At 52.3% G+C, this 17,792-nt stretch carries 16 protein-coding genes; 6 read left to right on the top strand and 10 right to left on the bottom strand.

What is annotated here, in order from left to right; translation table 11 throughout:
* Window positions 1-117 precede the first annotated feature (117 nt).
* Together ahpF and ahpC are read right to left on the bottom strand one after the other, a co-directional pair.
* Window positions 118-1,683, bottom strand: coding sequence for an alkyl hydroperoxide reductase subunit F (ahpF, locus tag AL515_RS08055; RefSeq protein ID WP_061067501.1), 1,566 nt, complete (start codon window positions 1,681-1,683; stop codon window positions 118-120).
* A gap of 187 nt (window positions 1,684-1,870) precedes the next feature.
* Window positions 1,871-2,434 carry an alkyl hydroperoxide reductase subunit C gene (gene ahpC / locus AL515_RS08050; protein ID WP_061068806.1) on the bottom strand — a complete coding sequence of 188 codons (564 nt, stop codon included), beginning with the start codon at window positions 2,432-2,434 and terminating at the stop codon, window positions 1,871-1,873.
* A gap of 374 nt (window positions 2,435-2,808) precedes the next feature.
* On the opposite strand from ahpC, the gene dsbG reads away from it, so the two are divergent.
* The 4 genes from dsbG to AL515_RS08030 all read left to right on the top strand — a co-directional run bounded on the left by dsbG (window position 2,809) and on the right by AL515_RS08030 (window position 6,670).
* Window positions 2,809-3,555 (top strand): thiol:disulfide interchange protein DsbG, encoded by a 747-nt coding sequence (dsbG, locus tag AL515_RS08045; RefSeq protein ID WP_061067500.1) that lies wholly within the window; start codon window positions 2,809-2,811, stop codon window positions 3,553-3,555.
* Between the two features lie 225 nt (window positions 3,556-3,780).
* On the top strand, window positions 3,781-4,713 hold the full coding sequence (citR, locus tag AL515_RS08040; RefSeq protein WP_061067499.1) for a DNA-binding transcriptional repressor CitR: 933 nt from the start codon (window positions 3,781-3,783) through the stop codon (window positions 4,711-4,713).
* Window positions 4,714-4,844: 131 nt separating this feature from the next.
* Window positions 4,845-6,068: a phosphoadenosine phosphosulfate reductase gene (locus AL515_RS08035; RefSeq protein ID WP_061067498.1), complete on the top strand. Its 1,224-nt coding sequence runs from the start codon at window positions 4,845-4,847 to the stop codon at window positions 6,066-6,068.
* On the top strand, window positions 6,053-6,670 hold the full coding sequence (locus AL515_RS08030; RefSeq protein ID WP_048212322.1) for an IbrB-like domain-containing protein: 618 nt from the start codon (window positions 6,053-6,055) through the stop codon (window positions 6,668-6,670). Before AL515_RS08035 ends, AL515_RS08030 begins: the two co-directional genes overlap by 16 nt.
* 13 nt (window positions 6,671-6,683) lie before the next feature.
* Here AL515_RS08030 and AL515_RS08025 read toward each other — a convergent pair whose 3' ends face one another.
* A complete protein-coding gene (locus AL515_RS08025) occupies window positions 6,684-7,844 on the bottom strand; it encodes a pyridoxal phosphate-dependent aminotransferase (RefSeq protein ID WP_048212323.1) in 1,161 nt (386 codons plus the stop codon).
* Between the two features lie 132 nt (window positions 7,845-7,976).
* On the opposite strand from AL515_RS08025, the gene AL515_RS08020 reads away from it, so the two are divergent.
* Entirely contained in the window at window positions 7,977-9,065 is a 1,089-nt protein-coding gene (locus AL515_RS08020; RefSeq protein ID WP_061067497.1) for an oxidoreductase, read from the top strand.
* Window positions 9,066-9,163: 98 nt separating this feature from the next.
* On the opposite strand, the gene AL515_RS08010 is transcribed toward AL515_RS08020, so the two are convergent.
* The 7 genes from AL515_RS08010 to entC form a co-directional block, all read right to left on the bottom strand.
* Window positions 9,164-9,361, bottom strand: coding sequence for a YbdD/YjiX family protein (locus AL515_RS08010; protein ID WP_003022064.1), 198 nt, complete (start codon window positions 9,359-9,361; stop codon window positions 9,164-9,166).
* A 63-nt stretch (window positions 9,362-9,424) separates the two neighbouring features.
* Window positions 9,425-11,530 carry a pyruvate/proton symporter CstA gene (cstA, locus tag AL515_RS08005; protein ID WP_016152202.1) on the bottom strand — a complete coding sequence of 702 codons (2,106 nt, stop codon included), beginning with the start codon at window positions 11,528-11,530 and terminating at the stop codon, window positions 9,425-9,427.
* Between the two features lie 184 nt (window positions 11,531-11,714).
* Window positions 11,715-12,128 carry a proofreading thioesterase EntH gene (entH, locus tag AL515_RS08000; protein WP_048212612.1) on the bottom strand — a complete coding sequence of 138 codons (414 nt, stop codon included), beginning with the start codon at window positions 12,126-12,128 and terminating at the stop codon, window positions 11,715-11,717.
* Window positions 12,129-12,130: 2 nt separating this feature from the next.
* The gene (entA, locus tag AL515_RS07995) at window positions 12,131-12,886 is read right to left on the bottom strand and encodes a 2,3-dihydro-2,3-dihydroxybenzoate dehydrogenase EntA (RefSeq protein WP_048212325.1); all 756 of its coding nucleotides are present in this window, start codon (window positions 12,884-12,886) and stop codon (window positions 12,131-12,133) included.
* Window positions 12,886-13,743: an isochorismatase gene (locus tag AL515_RS07990; protein WP_061067495.1), complete on the bottom strand. Its 858-nt coding sequence runs from the start codon at window positions 13,741-13,743 to the stop codon at window positions 12,886-12,888. The genes entA and AL515_RS07990 overlap by 1 nt, the downstream gene beginning before the upstream one ends.
* A gap of 13 nt (window positions 13,744-13,756) precedes the next feature.
* Window positions 13,757-15,367 (bottom strand): (2,3-dihydroxybenzoyl)adenylate synthase EntE, encoded by a 1,611-nt coding sequence (gene entE / locus AL515_RS07985; RefSeq protein WP_061067494.1) that lies wholly within the window; start codon window positions 15,365-15,367, stop codon window positions 13,757-13,759.
* Window positions 15,368-15,421: 54 nt separating this feature from the next.
* The gene (gene entC, locus AL515_RS07980) at window positions 15,422-16,597 is read right to left on the bottom strand and encodes an isochorismate synthase EntC (protein WP_061067493.1); all 1,176 of its coding nucleotides are present in this window, start codon (window positions 16,595-16,597) and stop codon (window positions 15,422-15,424) included.
* A gap of 188 nt (window positions 16,598-16,785) precedes the next feature.
* Between entC and fepB the strand changes: the two genes are divergently transcribed.
* On the top strand, window positions 16,786-17,742 hold the full coding sequence (gene fepB / locus AL515_RS07975) for a Fe2+-enterobactin ABC transporter substrate-binding protein (protein WP_061067492.1): 957 nt from the start codon (window positions 16,786-16,788) through the stop codon (window positions 17,740-17,742).
* The last annotated feature ends 50 nt before the right edge of the window (window positions 17,743-17,792 follow it).

Below are 17,792 nucleotides of genomic sequence, written 5' to 3'. Positions count from 1 at the left end.
AAAGAGGCTACCTTCCGGTAGCCTCTTTCTCCTACAAACCGATGATATCCCATTTGTAGACCCGATATGCTTGTGCTATCGGGCATTTCGCTTCTTTTGCAGGTGAGTCTTACTTTCTTATACGGTTGTCGTGCGAATCAGATAATCAAACGCGCTCAATGATGCTTTGGCACCTTCGCCAGTCGCAATGATAATCTGCTTATAGGGTACGGTGGTGCAGTCACCGGCAGCGAAAACACCTTTCACGCTGGTCTCGCACTTGGCATCAATGATGATTTCACCCATGCGGTTACGCTCAACGGCGCCTTCCAGCCAGTTGGTATTTGGCAACAGGCCAATCTGCACAAAGATACCCGCCAGTTCCACATTGTGGATATCACCGCTGACGCGGTCACGATACTCCAGACCGGTGACTTTACTGCCGTCGCCTTTCACTTCTGTGGTTTGCGCATTCAGAATAATGTCGACGTTTTTCAGACTGCGGACTTTATTCTGCAGAACCTGATCGGCTTTCATTTCCGGGGCAAATTCCAGCAACGTCACGTGCTCGACGATACCCGCCAGATCGATAGCCGCTTCAACACCCGAGTTACCGCCACCTATCACCGCGACACGCTTGCCTTTAAACAGCGGGCCATCACAGTGCGGACAGTAGGTTACGCCCTTGGTGCGATACTGATCTTCACCCGGAACATTCATGTTGCGCCATTTTGCACCGGTAGCAATGATGATGCTGCGTGCTTTCAACACCGCGCCGGAAGCCGTTTCAATCTGATGCAAACCACCTTCCTGAGCTGCCGGAACCAGTTTGCTCGCACTCTGGCTATCAATAACATCAACATCGTAATCATCAACATGTGCTTTCAGTGCGCCAGCCAGTTTCTGGCCTTCGGTTTTCGGTACAGAGATGTAGTTTTCGATATCAACGGTATCAAGAACCTGACCGCCAAAGCGTTCGCCCATCAGACCGGTGCGAATACCTTTACGTGCAGAGTACACCGCAGCCGCTGCCCCGGCAGGACCCGAACCGACGATCAGCACATCGTAAGCATCACGCTTATTCAACTCTTCCGCTGCGCGCTTTTCTGCACCGGTATCCACTTTCGCTACGATTTCAGTCAGCGTCATACGACCCTGGCCGAACTCTTTGCCGTTCATATAGACCGCCGGAACGCCCATGACGTTACGATCGGTAATTTCGTTCTGGAATGTACCGCCATCAATCGCCGTATGCTTGATGCGTGGGTTAAGTACAGACATCAGGTTGAGCGCTTGCACCACATCCGGGCAGTTATGGCAGGACAGTGAATAATACGTTTCAAACTCAAAGTCCCCGTCGAGGTCGCGGATCTGCTCCAGCAGTGACTGTGCCTCTTTTGACGGATGACCACCGGTCCACAACAGCGCCAGAACCAGAGAGGTAAACTCATGCCCCAGCGGAGAACCGGCAAAGCGCGGCCCCTGGTGAGAACCAGGATTGGTAATCAGGAACGATGGCTTACGTACGGCCAGAGTATTATCTTCTTTAAAGGTGACTTTTTCTGACAGTTCAGCAATTTCAGTCAGCAGTTCCTTGATTTCTGCCGATTTAGCGCTGTCATCCAGCGTAGCAATCAGCTCAACAGGTTTGGTCAGTTTCTCAAGATAAGCCTTGAGCTGGGTTTTCATATTTGTGTCGAGCATTATTCTTCCCTCTCTGAAAACATCATCATGCAAGCCGAATTCGCGGGGCCGCATCAATGCAACTTGCGTCATGGTGCTGGAATGAAATGGGCGCGTCTGCGCCCATTGATTGCCGGGTGGCACTTCGTTTACCCGGCCTACGGTTTCGTAGGCCTATGCAAGCGCAGCGCCGCAAGGCAAAACAGACTTAGATCTTGCCGACCAGATCTAAAGATGGCGCTAAGGTCGCTTCGCCTTCTTTCCACTTAGCCGGGCAAACTTCACCTGGGTGGGAAGCGACATACTGTGCAGCTTTAATTTTGCGCAGCAGGTCAGACGCATCACGGCCGATACCTTCAGCGGTAACTTCGATTGCCTGGATGATACCCTGCGGGTCAACAACAAATGTTGCACGGTCAGCCAGACCTTCATCTTCACGCATGTTGTCGAAGTTACGGGTCAGGGCGCCAGTCGGGTCGCCGATCATCGCATATTTGATTTTCGCGATGGTTTCAGAGCTGCTGTGCCATGCTTTGTGAGTAAAATGAGTGTCAGTAGAAACAGAGTAAACGTCCACACCCAGTTTCTGCAGTTCTTCGTAATGGTCAGCAACGTCGCCCAGCTCGGTCGGACATACGAACGTAAAATCAGCCGGGTAGAAGAAGAAGACACTCCAACGACCTTCGGTATCGTTCTCGGTTACTTCGATGAACTCACCGTTTTTGAACGCCTGGTTTTTGAAAGGTTTAATTTTGGTATTAATCAAAGACATCTGTACTTCCTCCGTGTTTTCGTTGAGGGATAAGTTAACGAAAATCATTGATAAGGGCTAATGCGTTTCCTTTATCAAATCAATAAGCGTTAACTAACAACCGACTCAACCGCATGGTGTAAACCCTATTCTAAAAGTAAAAAAGGCTCCCTTTGCAGGGAGCCTCATTACCCGAGTTACCCGCAAGTAACTTCAGTGCCAGCAGAACTGGCTATGTGTTGCGCTCTACATTACCTTAACCAAGGTCGTAACAGCGATTGGGATTACATCACCCAACTACCGAAAGGGCAATCGACAGACTGTCGATCTTACCTATGGCTGCGATAGGTTTTGCAACTTAACTCCCTTTCCTTCTAATTTTATAAGGAAAATCAATGTTTAAACGTACATTACTCTTAGCTCTGCTCCCTGCAGTCGTCCACGCTGAAGAGCTTCCTGCCCCCGTGAAAGCGATTGAGAAACAGGGCATTACGATTCTGAAGTCGTTCGACGCCCCGGGAGGCATGAAAGGTTATCTGGGCAAATATCAGGACATGGGGGTCACTATCTATGTGACGCCTGATGGAAAACAGGCGATCTCCGGCTATATGTATAACGAGAAAGGTGAAAACCTGAGTAATGCGCTGATAGAAAAAGAGATCTATGCCCCTGCCGGGCGCGAGATGTGGCAACGCATGGAAAAAGCGTCGTGGATTCTGGATGGCAAAAAAGACGCGCCAGTTATTGTGTATGTGTTTGCCGATCCCTTCTGTCCCTATTGTAAACAGTTCTGGCAGCAGGCGCGCCCGTGGGTGGACGCCGGTAAAGTCCAACTGCGCACGTTGCTGGTTGGCGTAATAAAACCCGAAAGCCCGGCAACCGCTGCGGCCATTCTGGCAAGCAAGGACCCCGCTAAAACCTGGTACGACTATGAAGCCTCCGGCGGCAAAATGACGCTGGCACTGCCAGCAAACCCGCCTGCCGAGCAAATGAAGACGCTGAATATCAACCAAAAACTAATGGACGATTTAGGCGCCAATGTCACACCCGCCATTTATTACATGAGCAAAGATAATACCCTGCAACAGGCAGTAGGTTTGCCCGATAAAGAGAAGCTGGATATTATCATGGGAGCCAAATAAATATACGCAACGAATGATTGATATTATTTTCATATCAATCATTCTTCTTTTCTATATCAATTAACCCGTTAGCACTTTTTACCGAAAAAATAACCCTGCCTGTGCTATTTTAAGTAGTAGTAAACTATTCATTAAGTTTTACATGTATATGAAACGATAATGCATTACAACTTATACATAACAAAATGAAATATTTCACAACTAAACTAAAACAGGAATTAGCGTATGGCTAACCTTTACGACCTCAAAAAATTCGATCTGAACCTGCTGGTTATTTTCGAGTGTATCTATCAGAATCTGAGCATAAGCAAAGCCGCCGAAACGCTGTTTATTACCCCCTCAGCCGTTAGCCAGTCGCTACAAAGGCTTCGCACTCAATTCAATGATCCTTTGTTTATTCGGGCAGGGAAAGGTATTACGCCTACCGTAACGGCGGTCAATCTACACCATCACCTTGAGAACAATCTCAACAGTCTGGAAGAAACAATAAATATCATGCACAGCTCCAGTCTGAAGAAAAAATTCGTCATTTACAGTCCGCAAATTATCAACAATGCCTACATAAGTGAGTTAATTAAATCTATCAGGGAAGACAAATATGTTGAAATTGAACATCGTGATATTCTGATAACATCGGAAACCGCTGAAGACTTACTCGCCTACCGTAAAGCGGATGTTGTCATCACGACATCACCGATCGTTAACCGCTCAATTATATGCACCCCATTCAGGACAATTGAGACCGTATTGGTCTGTGGCAAAAACCACCCCAGAATAAATGAAAAAACAACGTTAAATGAAATACTGGAAGAACAGTTTTCGTGGTTTCTCTCTGACGATGCAGGTGTAAAAGAGTACCAGTCGGAAACAAATGCTTTTCTCGCCAATCGTAAAACCGGGTTCTCTAGTGATTCACTGATGTCAATTATCAACATTATATCCATTACAGATATCATTGGTTTCATTCCTAAATCAACCTTTGAATTATATTCACCATTATTCAATTTAAAGAAAATCAAAACAGATATTAAGCCACCATCAATGAATCTATTTTTAATGTACAACCGGGCCTCACTTAACAACAAAAACTTTGAGAATTCCATAGCAAAAATAAATAAAAAAACCGAAAAAAGCGACACATCAAAGAACTATACATGAACTAAATAAAAAAATTTTTTAAATACATTAAGTGAATGTATTTAAAGGTTGCACGCTTCGTAAATTGGCATATCTTATTCAAAGTATACATTAGAGATGTTACTCTTTTATTCTTTCAGTATGGACTTGCTATGTCTGTTTACAAAATCCCTCTGAGTCAGAGCGTGCTGGAAGCCGCTCAGGAACGCATTACCTGGACTTTGGAAACACTGCCTCGCGTGTGCGTTTCACTGTCTGGAGGGAAAGACTCCGGGCTCATGATGCATCTCACCGCCACTCTTGCACGCCAGTTACATAAAAAAATAAGCGTATTGTTTATTGACTGGGAAGCCCAGTTCTCTTGTACTATCGACTATGTTGAAGCGCTACGAGAACACTATTCTGACGTTATAGAACGTTTTTATTGGGTAGCAATACCGCTCACCACCCAAAATTCTCTCTCACAATTTCAACCGGAATGGCAGTGTTGGGAACCCAATACACAATGGGTGCGGCAACCACCAGCAGATGCGATTACCGATCCCAGTTTCTTTCATTTCTACCAACCCGGCATGACCTTTGAACAATTCGTTCGTGAGTTCGCTGACTGGTTTTCAGAAAAACGTCCTGCGGCAATGATGGTGGGCATCCGTGCCGACGAATCATATAACCGTTTTGTCGCCATTGCCCATTCACGTAAGCAACGTTTTGCCGATGACAAACCGTGGACTACCGCCGCACCGGGAGGACACACCTGGTATATCTATCCGGTGTATGACTGGAAAACAGCCGATATATGGACATGGTTTGCGAAAACAAAAATGCCATGCAACCCCCTGTATAACCTGATGTACCAGGCTGGCGTGCCAACACGATATATGCGCATTTGCGAACCCTTTGGCCCGGAACAACGCCAGGGACTGTGGCTGTATCATGTTATTGAGCCACAGCGATGGGCAGCCATGTGCACCCGGGTTAGCGGCGTTAAAAGCGGCGGAATATACGCCGGCCATGACAACCATTTTTACGGCCACCGGAAAATATTAAAACCTGAGCATTTAAGCTGGCAAGCGTACGCCATGCTGCTATTAGACAGCATGCCGCAACAGACCGCAGAGCACTACCGCAACAAAATTGCCGTCTATTTACAGTGGTACAAGAAAAATGGGATCGATAATATTCCTCAAACCCAGGAAAACGATATTGGTTCTAAAGATATCCCCTCATGGAGACGGATCTGCAAAGTACTGCTGAATAATGACTACTGGTGTCGGGCACTCTCATTCAGTCCCACAAAAATGAAAAACTATCAGCGTTATAACGAACGTATGAAAACCAAACGCCAGGAATGGGGGATCTTATGCAACGACGACTAACTCAGGAACTCACCGGTTTTCTTTCTGGCCTTTCAGAAGAAGAACGAATTGAAGCAATCAATGAATTCAGGATGGCAATCCATAGCGTCAGCCCTTTCCGTGAAGAACCGGTAGACTGCGTTCTGTGGATCAAAAACAGCGCTATTTCGCCAAATGATTACAACCCAAATAACGTTGCGCCGCCGGAGAAAAAGCTACTGCTGAAATCCATTGAAGCCGATGGCTTCACACAACCGATCGTCGTGGTTCAATCAACCCCGGAAGAATATGAAATCGTCGACGGATTCCATCGACATGAAATCGGCAAAAACAAATCATCACTAAAATCACGCCTGAAAGGTTATCTGCCCGTTGCCTGTCTGCAACGCGGGCGTCATGAGCGCATGGCGGCAACAATCCGCCACAATCGTGCCCGTGGGCGGCATCAAATCCATGCTATGTCGGAAATCGTTCGTGAATTATCACAATTAGGCTGGAGCGAAGAGAAAATCGGTAAAGAACTGGGAATGGATAGCGACGAAGTCTTACGTTTGAAGCAAATCAACGGTCTGCAAGAATTATTTGCCGACCGTCGATTCTCTAAAGCCTGGACGGTGAAGTAGCGAAATCGCGTCACTACAGCGTAACCAGGCGTTCTGCCGCTGCCAGCAGCGTCGATTCTTGCTTAGCAAAACACAGGCGAATCAGCTTATGTGGGAAAGGATCGGCGCAGAAAACGGACAGCGGTATCGCCGCCACGCCGACCTCTTTAGTCAGCCATTGGCAAAACGCCACATCGTTGAGATCAGAAACAGCACTGTAATCAATCAGCAAAAAGTACGTCCCTTCGCAGGGTAGTATTTCCAGCCGACTGTCACGCAGCGCATTCACCAGCACATCACGTTTTCTCTGATAAAACGCGGGCAGCTCACGGTAGTGCGTCGGATCTTCGCGCAGCATATCCGCCAGCGCCAGTTGTGCCGGCGTGTTGACCGAGAAGGTTAAATACTGATGGACCTTACGTAACTCCGCGCTGATAGCCGGTGGCGCAACACAGTACCCCACTTTCCAGCCCGTCATATGATAGGTTTTGCCAAATGATGAAACGGCAACTGCGCGCGCCCTTAGTTGCGGATGCGCCAGCACGCTGGCATGCCCATGCGTGGCAAAACAGATATGCTCGTAGACTTCGTCACTGACAACATAAATCTCATGCCGGTTAATAGCCTGCCATAACGCCTCAAAGTCCGCCTTCTGCCATACCGTAGCCGAGGGGTTATGCGGTGTATTTAGGATCACCAGCCGGGTGCGGTCACTGATTAGCGCAGCAAATTCCTGCCAGTCGACGCGAAAAGACGGCGGTTGCAGCGCGATGCGTTTAACCTCGCCGCCGGATAATTCGATCGCGGGCGCATAGCTGTCGTAGCTCGGGTCAAAACAGATCACCTCATCGCCAGGCCGTACCAGTGCCGTGATCGCGGCGTACAATGCTTCCGTTGCCCCCGCAGTAACGGTCACTTCGCTATTTGCGTCGGGTCTATAGCCGTACAACTGCGCGGTTTTATCCGCAATGGCCTCTCGCAGCGGCTGTACGCCCGTCATCGGCGCATACTGGTTTGCGCCATGCGCGACGTGATACGCCAGACGTTCTTGTAAAAAGAGTGGACCATCAAAATCAGGAAATCCCTGCGAGAGGTTAATGGCCTGGTGCTGCTGCGCCAGCGCGCTCATTTGCGTGAAAATAGTGGTGCCCAGATTAGGCAGTTTGCTTTTCGGAATCAGCGGGTTATTACTCATTATTGTTATCCCAGCGTGTAATGTTGTGGTTGAAGCCACTATAGCACGATGCTAGTATTTGGCAATCAAGACGTTCAGACGTCCATATAAAAATAACCTGCCTGGACAGGACAGCCAAAAGGACAACACAACATGAGTAATACCGAGATTCGCGTCGTCACCGGCCCGGCTAACTATTTTTCCCATCGCGGCAGCCTGTCGAGACTCAACGATTTTTTCACAAAGGATCAACTCTCACGCGCCGTCTGGGTATATGGTGAGCGCGCCATCAATGCAGCCCGGCCTTATCTGCCAGAGGCCTTTCATCTTGCCGAGGCTAAGCGCCTACTGTTTACGGGACATTGCAGCGAAACCGATGTTACTCAACTGGCAAAAGAGTCGGGAGAGAATCGCAGCGTGGTGATTGGCGTGGGTGGAGGAACATTGCTCGACACCGCTAAAGCGTTGGCCCGTCGTCTGGATTTGCCGTTTGTCGGTATTCCTACGATTGCGGCGACCTGCGCTGCCTGGACGCCGCTGTCCGTGTGGTACAACGATGCAGGTCAGGCGCTGCATTTTGAAATTTTCCCTGATGCCAATTTCCTCGTGCTGGTCGAACCCGAGATCGTTCTCAATGCGCCAGAGGAATATCTACTGGCAGGTATCGGCGACACGCTAGCGAAGTGGTACGAGGCCGTCGTACTTGCGCCTCAGCCGGAAAACCTGCCATTAACTGTTCGTCTGGGTATCAATGCCGCACAGACGATCCGCGACATCCTACTGGAAAGCAGCGAGCAGGCGCTGGCAGATAAGCAGCGTGGTGAACTGACCCGTGCGTTTTGCGACGTGGTGGATGCGATCATTGCTGGCGGTGGTATGGTTGGTGGTCTGGGCGAGCGCTACACCCGCGTGGCGGCGGCGCATTCTGTTCACAATGGCCTGACCGTCCTCCCACAAACAGAGAAGTTTTTACATGGCACTAAAGTGGCGTACGGCATCCTGGTGCAGAGTGCGTTGTTGGGACAAGATGCTGTGCTGGCGCAGTTAATTACCGCCTATCAGCGCTTCAATCTGCCAACCCGATTAGCTCAACTGGACGTGGATATCAATAATCGCGCAGAAATCGACAAAGTGATTGCGCACACCCTGCGCCCGGTGGAGTCCATTCACGCCCTGCCGGTAACGTTAACGTCGGAGACACTGCGCGCAGCATTCGAAAAGGTAGAGTCGTTTACGGTATGACTATGGTGCAGGTTGCCTGATGGCGGCTTCGCCTTTTCAGGCCTACGGTCAAAGCATTGTTGTAGGCCGGATAAGCGTTAACGCCATCCGGCAAAAAATCAACAGCACTTCGCGCCGCCTTTCCCCCCATAGCGCGCATCCTGGCGCTCGCGGAAAAACTCTTCGTAGGTCATTGGCGTTTGGTCCGGATGCGTGACGCGCATATGTTCAACATAGTTGTCGTAATCCGGCACACCGATCATTAACCGGGCGGTTTGACCTAAATACTTCCCGGCTTTGGCGAGTGTTTCAAACATAGTGATTCCCTGTCGTACAAACGCCCTCCCCGTTCAGGAGAGGGCTCATTGGTTAAGAGAATATTAGTGCGCGCCTTTCGCCTGCGCCACGATCTCTTCGACATTCTCAGGCATCGGCTCGTACGGCGTCTCTTTCGACGTTGGTTTGTCCTCTTTCAACGCTGCCAGCGCAGTTTTGATGGAGAACAGACCCAGCACCACAACGACTACCATGAAGAAGATGGTGAGACCCGCATCCAGGCGGTTGTTAAACACCAGCTGCGTCAGCTGCGACTGGGTGTACTGCGCCGGAATGTTACCGCTGTCGATCATCGCCTGGAATTTGTTGGCGATAGCCAGGAAGCCGATTTTCGCATCCGGGCTAAACGCTTTCTGCCAGCCGGCAGTCAGGGTACAAATCAGCAGCCAGGCGGTTGGCACCAGCGCCACCCATGCGTAGCGCTGGCGTTTCATCTTGAATAGCACCACCGCACAGAGCATCAACGCCATACCGGCCAGCATCTGGTTGGCGATACCAAACAGCGGCCACAGGGTGTTAATACCGCCCAGTGGATCCACCACGCCCTGGTGCAGGAAGTAACCCCAGGCCAGTACGCACAGCGCCGTCGCCAACAGGTTCGCTGGCAGCGAATCGGTACGTTTCAGCCCTGGTGACACCACGCCCAGCAGATCCTGCAGCATAAAGCGCGCGGCGCGCGTACCGGCGTCTACTGCCGTCAGAATAAACAGGGCTTCAAACAGAATGGCGAAGTGATACCAGAATGCCACATCCATCATGCCACCCAGCGCACCGTGCAGAATATACGCCATGCCCACCGCCAGCGTCGGCGCGCCGCCTGCACGGGAGATAATGGATTGTTCGCCGACATCGTTCGCGATCTGATGCAGCGTATCAGGCGTGATAACAAAGCCCCAACTGCTCACGACCTGTGCCGCTGACGCAACCACATCGGTGGTTCCGGCAGGTGCCAGTACCGCCATCGGGCTGTTCATCGCAAAGTAGACGCCCGGATCGATAACACAGGCCGCTACCAGCGCCATAATGGCGACAAAGGATTCCATCAGCATCCCGCCATAGCCGATAAAACAGGCCTGACCTTCATTCGCCAGCATCTTCGGCGTGGTGCCGGAGGCAATCAGCGCGTGGAAACCAGAGACTGCGCCGCAGGCGATGGTAATAAACAGGAACGGGAACAGGTTACCGCTCCAGACCGGGCCGGTACCGTCAACAAACTTGGTCAACGCAGGCATGGTCAGCGTCGGGCGCATTATCAGGATCCCTACCGCCAGACCCACAATGGTGCCGATTTTCAGGAAGGTAGAAAGGTAATCACGCGGTGCCAGCAGCAGCCAGACCGGCAGCACGGCAGCCACGAAACCGTAACCCACCAGCATCCAGGTCAGCTGTACACCGGTAAAGTCAAAATAAGGGGCCCAGGTAGGACTCTCCGCCACCCAGCCACCGGAAATAATGGCAAATACCAGGAACACCAGACCGATGACCGACACTTCGCCAATGCGACCCGGGCGCAGATAACGCAGGTAAATCCCCATAAAAATCGCCAGCGGGATAGTGAACGCTACGGTGTAAGTTCCCCACGGGCTGTGGGTTAGCGCTTTCACGACAATCATCGCCAGTACCGCGAGGATAATCACCATGATCATAAAACAGGCCACCAGCGCAATGACGCCTGCCGTTGGGCCCATCTCTTCTTTCACCAGTTCGCCAAGGGAACGACCATCGCGACGGGTAGAAACAAACAGCACCATAAAGTCCTGCACCGCGCCGGCCAGCACTACCCCGGCGAGCAGCCAGATCATCCCCGGCAGATAGCCCATTTGCGCCGCCAGCACCGGTCCTACTAACGGACCCGCTCCGGCAATCGCTGCAAAATGGTGACCAAACAGTACTTTTTTATCGGTGGGAACATAGTCCAGACCGTCGTTATGACGCACGGCTGGCGTCATACGCGTCGGGTCCAGCGCCAGTACATTTTTCGCGATGTACAGGCCATAGAAACGGTAAGCGATAAGGTAGACACAGACCGACGCCACGACTATCCACAACGCGTTGATCTGTTCACCACGGTTTAATGCGATATAGCCGAGGGCAAATGCTCCCATTACGGAGAGCACTGTCCAGACGAGGTACTTCCCTGATTTATTCATAGTTGTTATCCGTTGTCCTATCCAGAGAGATGTTACATTTTGTTTCTATAACATCTTTTCTAGATTTAACAACCTGACAACCATGCAAACCCGAAGTATCACTGAGTATTTACATTGCATTGTTAACTAGATCACTTCATTTACCTGTTAACCCTGCAATTTCATTTTACTTTGCCGGGTGACTTCACCCCATCACCGCCGTGCCTAAACGGCAGGTGCAGCAGCGCCGCCCCTGTTCATCAAAGATGACGATTTCCCAGCTTTGATTCTGTCGCCCAAGATACAACGGCTGGCACACACCGCGCACTTTCCCCTGCGATACTGCGCGGTGATGCGTGGCGTTCAACTCAGTTCCCACCACACACTGCCCGTCTCGAGTCATCAGATAACCCGCCATTGACCCCAACGTTTCCGCCAGAGCCGCCGACGCGCCGCCGTGCAGCAAACCAAACGGCTGATGCGTACGCTCATCCACCGGCATTTCGGCTTCCAGCACATCATCACTCAGTCGGGTATAAACCATGCCCAGATGCGCCACCATGGTGTTCTGACTGGTGGCATTCAGTTCATCCAGCGTTAAATGACGTTTCCAGATCATCGTCATGCCCCCAGCGTGGAGCCGCCGTCCACCACAATATCCTGCAACGTAATGTGGCTGGCCAGATCGGAGGCGAGGAATAAAATCGTGTTGGCGATCTCCTGCGGCCGGGCGATTTTCCCCAACGGAATGCCGAGCTTAAACTGCTCGCCAAACCCTCGAATACGCTGCTGTTCCGCATCATCACTGACCCACAACGTACGCTGCATGTCGGTATCGGTCGAGCCTGGCGAAACCACATTGCAGCGCACGCCGCTGCCCGCCAGTTCAAGTCCCACGGTTAGCGCCAGGCTTTTCAGCGCGGCTTTTGACGCCCCATAAGCACTCATGCCGATACGCGGCGTGTGCGCCGCATCCGATGCGACGGTGACAATTGCCCCACCCCGCTGGCGACGAAACTGCGCCATCGTCTGCTGAAACAAATTGAATGCTCCGCCCACGTTGACGGCAAAGGTTTGCTGCCAGTCCTCCACGCTCAGCGCGTCGGTTGGTCCCATACGCAGGATCCCTGCGGCGTTCACCAGTATGTCGAGACGCCCGGTATTCGCCAGCAAACGCTCGCATACCTGCGCCACCTGCTGCGCGTTCGCCACGTCCATCACCTCAGTGGCAAAGGGATACTCTGCCAGCGCGAACTCGCGGTCGAAGCCCGTAACCTGTGCCCCGGCATCAACAAACGCCAGCGCCGTGGTGTAGCCAATGCCTTTTCCCGCGCCGGTTATCCAGACGGTTTTCCCTGTGAAGTCAAATCCGGCCATCACTTCACCTCGCGGGAGAGCAGCGTCCACCAGGCGTCAATGGTCGGTTTTTTCGCCAGCATCACAAAGTCGATATCGCCATGCACTTTCCGCCAACGGGCCGCCAGCGCCATCATACGTACTGAGTCCAGACCGTAATCGATTAAGTTTTCGTCATCCATTGGCTCTTCAGACTCATCGAGTAGCGGCAGAATCACGCTGCGCAGCGCATCTTTACTGTCCGGAACAGACGTCGGCAGTAACTCCTGGGTCATCACCACGCGACCGGAACGCCCCGCCACGTATTTCAGCGACATCAGGTGTTCATCACGGCTAAAGTCCGCCAGCGCATCTGCGACCATAAACGGCTTAATATCACGCATGAAGGCATCAGTCGCGGTGGTCATGCAGCCAATATGCGCATACACGCCGGTGATGATCAGCTGGTTACGTCCAGTGTCTCTTAGCATCTGCTCCAGCGGTGAACGATGAAACGCGCTGTAACGCCATTTAACCAGAATGGTATCCGCTTCGTCCGGTGCCAGCGCATCGACGATTTTTTGCTGTTCAGGCGAGCGCGTCAGGCCGGGTCCCCACATATCGTTCAACAACGCACGGTCTTCATCGCTTTGTTCTTTCGGCTGCGCAGTGTAATAGACCGGAATATTATGTGCTTTACAGTACTGACGCAGCGCGGCGATGTTGGCCACTACCTGTTCCATCATCGGGCAGTTCTCGCCCCAAAAGCCGATAAAATAGTCCTGCATGTCGTGGATTAGCAGCGCGGCGCGTTCTGGTTCAAATGCCCAGTCAACTTTATTTGCCGGAACATCAAGCGCCGTTGGCAGCGCATAAGCCTGCAGTTTAGGGATTGCCATTTCTTCTTCTCCTTCAGGCCGGTGAACGTGATGCCAGCCACTGACGTAATTGTTTTTTATCCACTTTGCCTACCGGGGTCAGCGGCAATGACTCAACGCACTCGACACGGTCCGGCAATTTGAATTCCGCCACGCCCTGTTCGCGCAGAAAACGACGCACCTGTACCGCGCGCAGCGGCTCTTTCACCACCAGGCAGGCGCAGCTTTTCTCGCCCATCAGTTCGTCATCCACACTGACCAATGCCGCATGAATCACCGCCGGATGGCGCAGTAACAAGTTTTCGATTTCTTCGGCAGCGATCTTCTCCCCGCCGCGGTTAATCTGATCTTTCTCGCGCCCCTGCACGGTGATGTAACCATCCCGATCGATGGCGATCAGATCACCAGAGCAATAGAATCCGTTAGCATCAAACGCGCTGGCATTGTGTTCAGGGCTATTGAAGTAACCCCGGAAGGTGTACGGGCCACGCGTCATCAGGCGTCCGGTCTCGCCCTGTGGTAAAGGATTACCGTCAGCGTCTGCCACCCAAACCTCATCGTCAGGGCACATCGGACGGCCCTGGGTATTGATGATGCGCTCGGGACTGTCGTCCAGACGGGTGTAGTTCACCAGCCCTTCCGCCATACCGAAGACCTGCTGCAACTGGCAGCCTATTTCCGCCGGAATGCGAGCGGCAAGCGAAGCCGAAAGCCGCGCGCCTCCCACCTGCAACAGTTTCAGCGAAGCCAGTTGTGCGTTACTGCCCCACTCCTGAATTGCCTGCAGCCACAGACTCACCGCTGGCGGTACCAACGCCGTAACGTTTACCTGATGCTGTTCAATCAACGGAAAGCACAACGTCGCGCTCGGGTCTGCCGCCAGCACCACTGTTCCACCCGCGAGGAAAACGCCCAGCGCGCCAGGCGAACTCATGGCGTAGTTATGCGCCGCTGGAATAGCGCACAGATAGCGCGTTTCTCCAGTGAAATGGCAAATCTCGTTGCTGCGGCGCACGCTGTAGTAGTAATCATTGTGGGTACGCGGGATCAGCTTTGGCGTCCCGGTCGTGCCGCCGGAAAGCTGGAAATACGCCACTTCATCGGCAGGCGATGGCGTGGCGGTAAACGCCGTTGCGGGTTGGCTTATAGCCGTTTGCAGATTGTGTTCGCCGTCATCATTGAGCAACTGGACCACGCGCACTGAATTGTGTTCGGCAACAAAGGTATTCAGAAACTCGTCGTCACTGAATAACGCATGCTGGCGATCGGCAATCAGTAACGCCGGTTTAATTTGCGCTGCGTAGGCGTTGAGTTCGTTACGCTGATGGCTAAACAGTGCCAATACGGGAGCCACGCCCAGTTTGAGCAGTGCGAAGAAAGTGATATACAGCTCAGCCACGTTGCCTAACTGCACCAGTGCGGTCTCGCCGGATTTGATCCCCTGACAACGCAGGCTACAGGCAAGATTATCCGTCGCCTGATTTAACTGGCGGTAGCTAAGATGGCGTTCCCCGTCAATCACCGCCGTCTGGTCGCAATCGGCGTGGCGGGTCAGAATGTCGGTCAGCGGCAAATCCTGCCAGTAGCCTTTTTCACGGTAGCGGCGGGCAAACTCTTCCGGCCAACGGGTGAAAGGAATACTCATTATTGCTCCTTAGAGCCTGTCGATAAGGCCTGAATAGCCTGGTAGACCAGGCGCTTAATGCAGTCCAAAAACATTCAACATGGTGGATAGCTTGGCACCTGTTTCACGCCACTCCGCAATCGGTGACGAGGCGGGCACAATGCCGGCTCCGGCGAAAAAACGTACCTGATTACTCAGCAGTTTCGCACAGCGGATCGTCACGACCCATTCGCCGTTGCCCTGCGAATCACACCAGCCAACAATGCCGCCGAAAAGTTCGCGATCGAACGGCTCCAGTTCGGCGATAAGTTTACGTGCGACCTGATGCGGGAAGCCACTTAGCGCCGGTGTTGGATGCAGCAGACAAGCCAGCGTCAGTGCGTTTTCCTGGGCATTGGCTTTACCTTCAAACGGGGTACCGAGATGCCAGAGCGTGGGCGTGGTGACCAGTTGCGGAGACGAAGGAAGTTGCAACTCACTGCTGCGATCACGCAGAACCGCTTTCATCGCCTGGGTGACCAGTTCGTGTTCATGGCGATCTTTCTCGGAAGCTAACAGACGGATCCCAGCCTCCCGGTCCAGAACATCGTCCGGTTGGCGACGCGCAGATCCCGCCAGCGGCAGCGAACTGAAATGGTCGCCTTCTTTGCGTAACAGCAATTCTGGGCTGGCGCCGATCAGTACACCGCCATCGTCGATGGGCACATGGAAGTTGTAGCTTGCCGGGTTTTGCGCTACCAGCCGCTCCAGCAGCGCACCACTGTCGATATTGGCGTCGGCGGTCACATCAATCAGGCGAGACAGCACCACTTTGTCGACTTCCGGGGTTGCCGTCAGCGCCGCTGCTCTGGCGACCATATCTTCGAAAAAATCCTGCTCAGGAATCGATTTACGCTCAACGACATTCAGCGACTGATGGGCAGTAAAGTAACGTGCTGATTGCTGCTTTGCCGTGCGTGAGAAGCTTTGCCATGATTTAGGAATAAACAGCGACGAGGGCTGGCGGGTGTCAAAGGGAATGGCCCCTACCATAATGGGGTTTGCGATGCCCTGCGATTTGGCCTGCGCAAACAGTGCGTGCATTTTCTGTTGGAATGGGCTGTCTGGTGAATCACCATCAATTGCCGGTTCCGCATAGCGGGCGAAGCATCCTGACGTCGTAAAACTACGATACGGCGACATAAAGAAAAAACTGTCGGGAGCGAGAGTTGCCATAGTCTGCGTTTTTTCCTCGGCCAGTGACGTGTCCATATCATCCTCCATAAAATGATAAAGGCTTTAATAATGATTATCATTTATATTTTCGGTCGCTAACCTAAAAGCAAAGCGTCAGTATGTCAACTCTTGTGGTAACACAATGTGCGACTTAGGCTTGCATCCCTGACGCGTAACAATGAAAATGAGAAGCATTAACCACATTGATAACAGGAAGCTTATTTGTGAGATTTTCCGCGTTTTACCGCACTGCGCTGTTACTGGTTGGACTCGTTATTTCAGGAATTTCTTTAAGCCATGCCGCTGACTGGCCACGCCAGGTTACCGACAGCCGCGGCACGCACACGCTGGAACATAAGCCACTGCGCATTGTGTCCACCAGCGTCACGCTCACCGGTTCTCTGCTCGCTATTGATGCGCCTATCATTGCCAGCGGTGCCACGACACCGAATAACCGTATTGGTGATGCTCAGGGCTTTTTACGCCAGTGGAGCGACGTCGCCAAAGAACGCAAACTGAGCCGCCTGTATATTGGCGAGCCGAGCGCCGAAGCCGTTGCAGCACAAATGCCGGATCTGATTCTGGTCAGCGCCACCGGGGGAGATTCCGCGCTTGCACTGTACGATCAACTGTCCACCATAGCCCCTACGCTTATCATTAATTACGACGACAAAAGCTGGCAGTCACTGCTGACACAATTAGGTGAAATCACCGGGCAGGAGCAACAGGCAGCGGCGCGTATTGCTGAGTTTGATAAGCAACTGCTCGCGGTAAAGCAACGTATCACCCTGCCGCCACAGCCAGTCAGTGCGCTGGTGTATACCGCAGCCGCACACAGCGCCAACCTGTGGACGCCGGAGTCCGCGCAAGGCAAGCTGATGGAACAGCTCGGTTTCACGCTGGCACCACTACCTGCCGGACTACATACCAGCCAGAGCCAGGGTAAACGTCACGATATTATCCAGCTTGGTGGTGAAAACCTGGCGGCGGGTCTGAATGGCGAAGCGCTGTTCCTGTTTGCAGGCGACAGCAAAGATGCCGATGCGATTTACGCTAATCCACTGCTGGCGCATCTGCCTGCTGTGCAAAACAGACGCGTCTATGCGCTGGGCACGGAAACCTTCCGTCTCGACTACTACAGCGCAACGCTGCTGCTGCAACGTCTGTCGGCTCTGTTTTAATGGTCAGTGCCGGATGCGGCTAACGCCTTATCCGGCCTACAATCCGTAGA

Source organism: Citrobacter sp. FDAARGOS_156 (genome assembly GCF_001559235.2).
Taxonomy (GTDB): Bacteria; Pseudomonadota; Gammaproteobacteria; order Enterobacterales; family Enterobacteriaceae; genus Citrobacter; species Citrobacter youngae.
Note: the sequence above shows the minus strand (reverse complement) of the source record. Positions and strands in the feature narration are given on the sequence as shown.

Excerpts from the sequence above, each read along its gene's own strand:
- cstA (WP_016152202.1), bottom strand. The coding sequence starts at position 11,530 with ATGAATAAATCAGGGAAGTACCTCGTCTGGACAGTGCTCTCCGTAATG.
- entC (WP_061067493.1), bottom strand. The coding sequence starts at position 16,597 with ATGGACACGTCACTGGCCGAGGAAAAAACGCAGACTATGGCAACTCTC.
- citR (WP_061067499.1), top strand. The coding sequence starts at position 3,781 with ATGGCTAACCTTTACGACCTCAAAAAATTCGATCTGAACCTGCTGGTT.
- AL515_RS07990 (WP_061067495.1), bottom strand. The coding sequence starts at position 13,743 with ATGGCAATCCCTAAACTGCAGGCTTATGCGCTGCCAACGGCGCTTGAT.
- ahpF (WP_061067501.1), bottom strand. The coding sequence starts at position 1,683 with ATGCTCGACACAAATATGAAAACCCAGCTCAAGGCTTATCTTGAGAAA.
- AL515_RS08020 (WP_061067497.1), top strand. The coding sequence starts at position 7,977 with ATGAGTAATACCGAGATTCGCGTCGTCACCGGCCCGGCTAACTATTTT.
- AL515_RS08010 (WP_003022064.1), bottom strand. The coding sequence starts at position 9,361 with ATGTTTGAAACACTCGCCAAAGCCGGGAAGTATTTAGGTCAAACCGCC.
- AL515_RS08035 (WP_061067498.1), top strand. The coding sequence starts at position 4,845 with ATGTCTGTTTACAAAATCCCTCTGAGTCAGAGCGTGCTGGAAGCCGCT.
- entH (WP_048212612.1), bottom strand. The coding sequence starts at position 12,128 with ATGATCTGGAAACGTCATTTAACGCTGGATGAACTGAATGCCACCAGT.
- AL515_RS08030 (WP_048212322.1), top strand. The coding sequence starts at position 6,053 with ATGCAACGACGACTAACTCAGGAACTCACCGGTTTTCTTTCTGGCCTT.
- entA (WP_048212325.1), bottom strand. The coding sequence starts at position 12,886 with ATGGCCGGATTTGACTTCACAGGGAAAACCGTCTGGATAACCGGCGCG.
- dsbG (WP_061067500.1), top strand. The coding sequence starts at position 2,809 with ATGTTTAAACGTACATTACTCTTAGCTCTGCTCCCTGCAGTCGTCCAC.
- ahpC (WP_061068806.1), bottom strand. The coding sequence starts at position 2,434 with ATGTCTTTGATTAATACCAAAATTAAACCTTTCAAAAACCAGGCGTTC.
- entE (WP_061067494.1), bottom strand. The coding sequence starts at position 15,367 with ATGAGTATTCCTTTCACCCGTTGGCCGGAAGAGTTTGCCCGCCGCTAC.
- AL515_RS08025 (WP_048212323.1), bottom strand. The coding sequence starts at position 7,844 with ATGAGTAATAACCCGCTGATTCCGAAAAGCAAACTGCCTAATCTGGGC.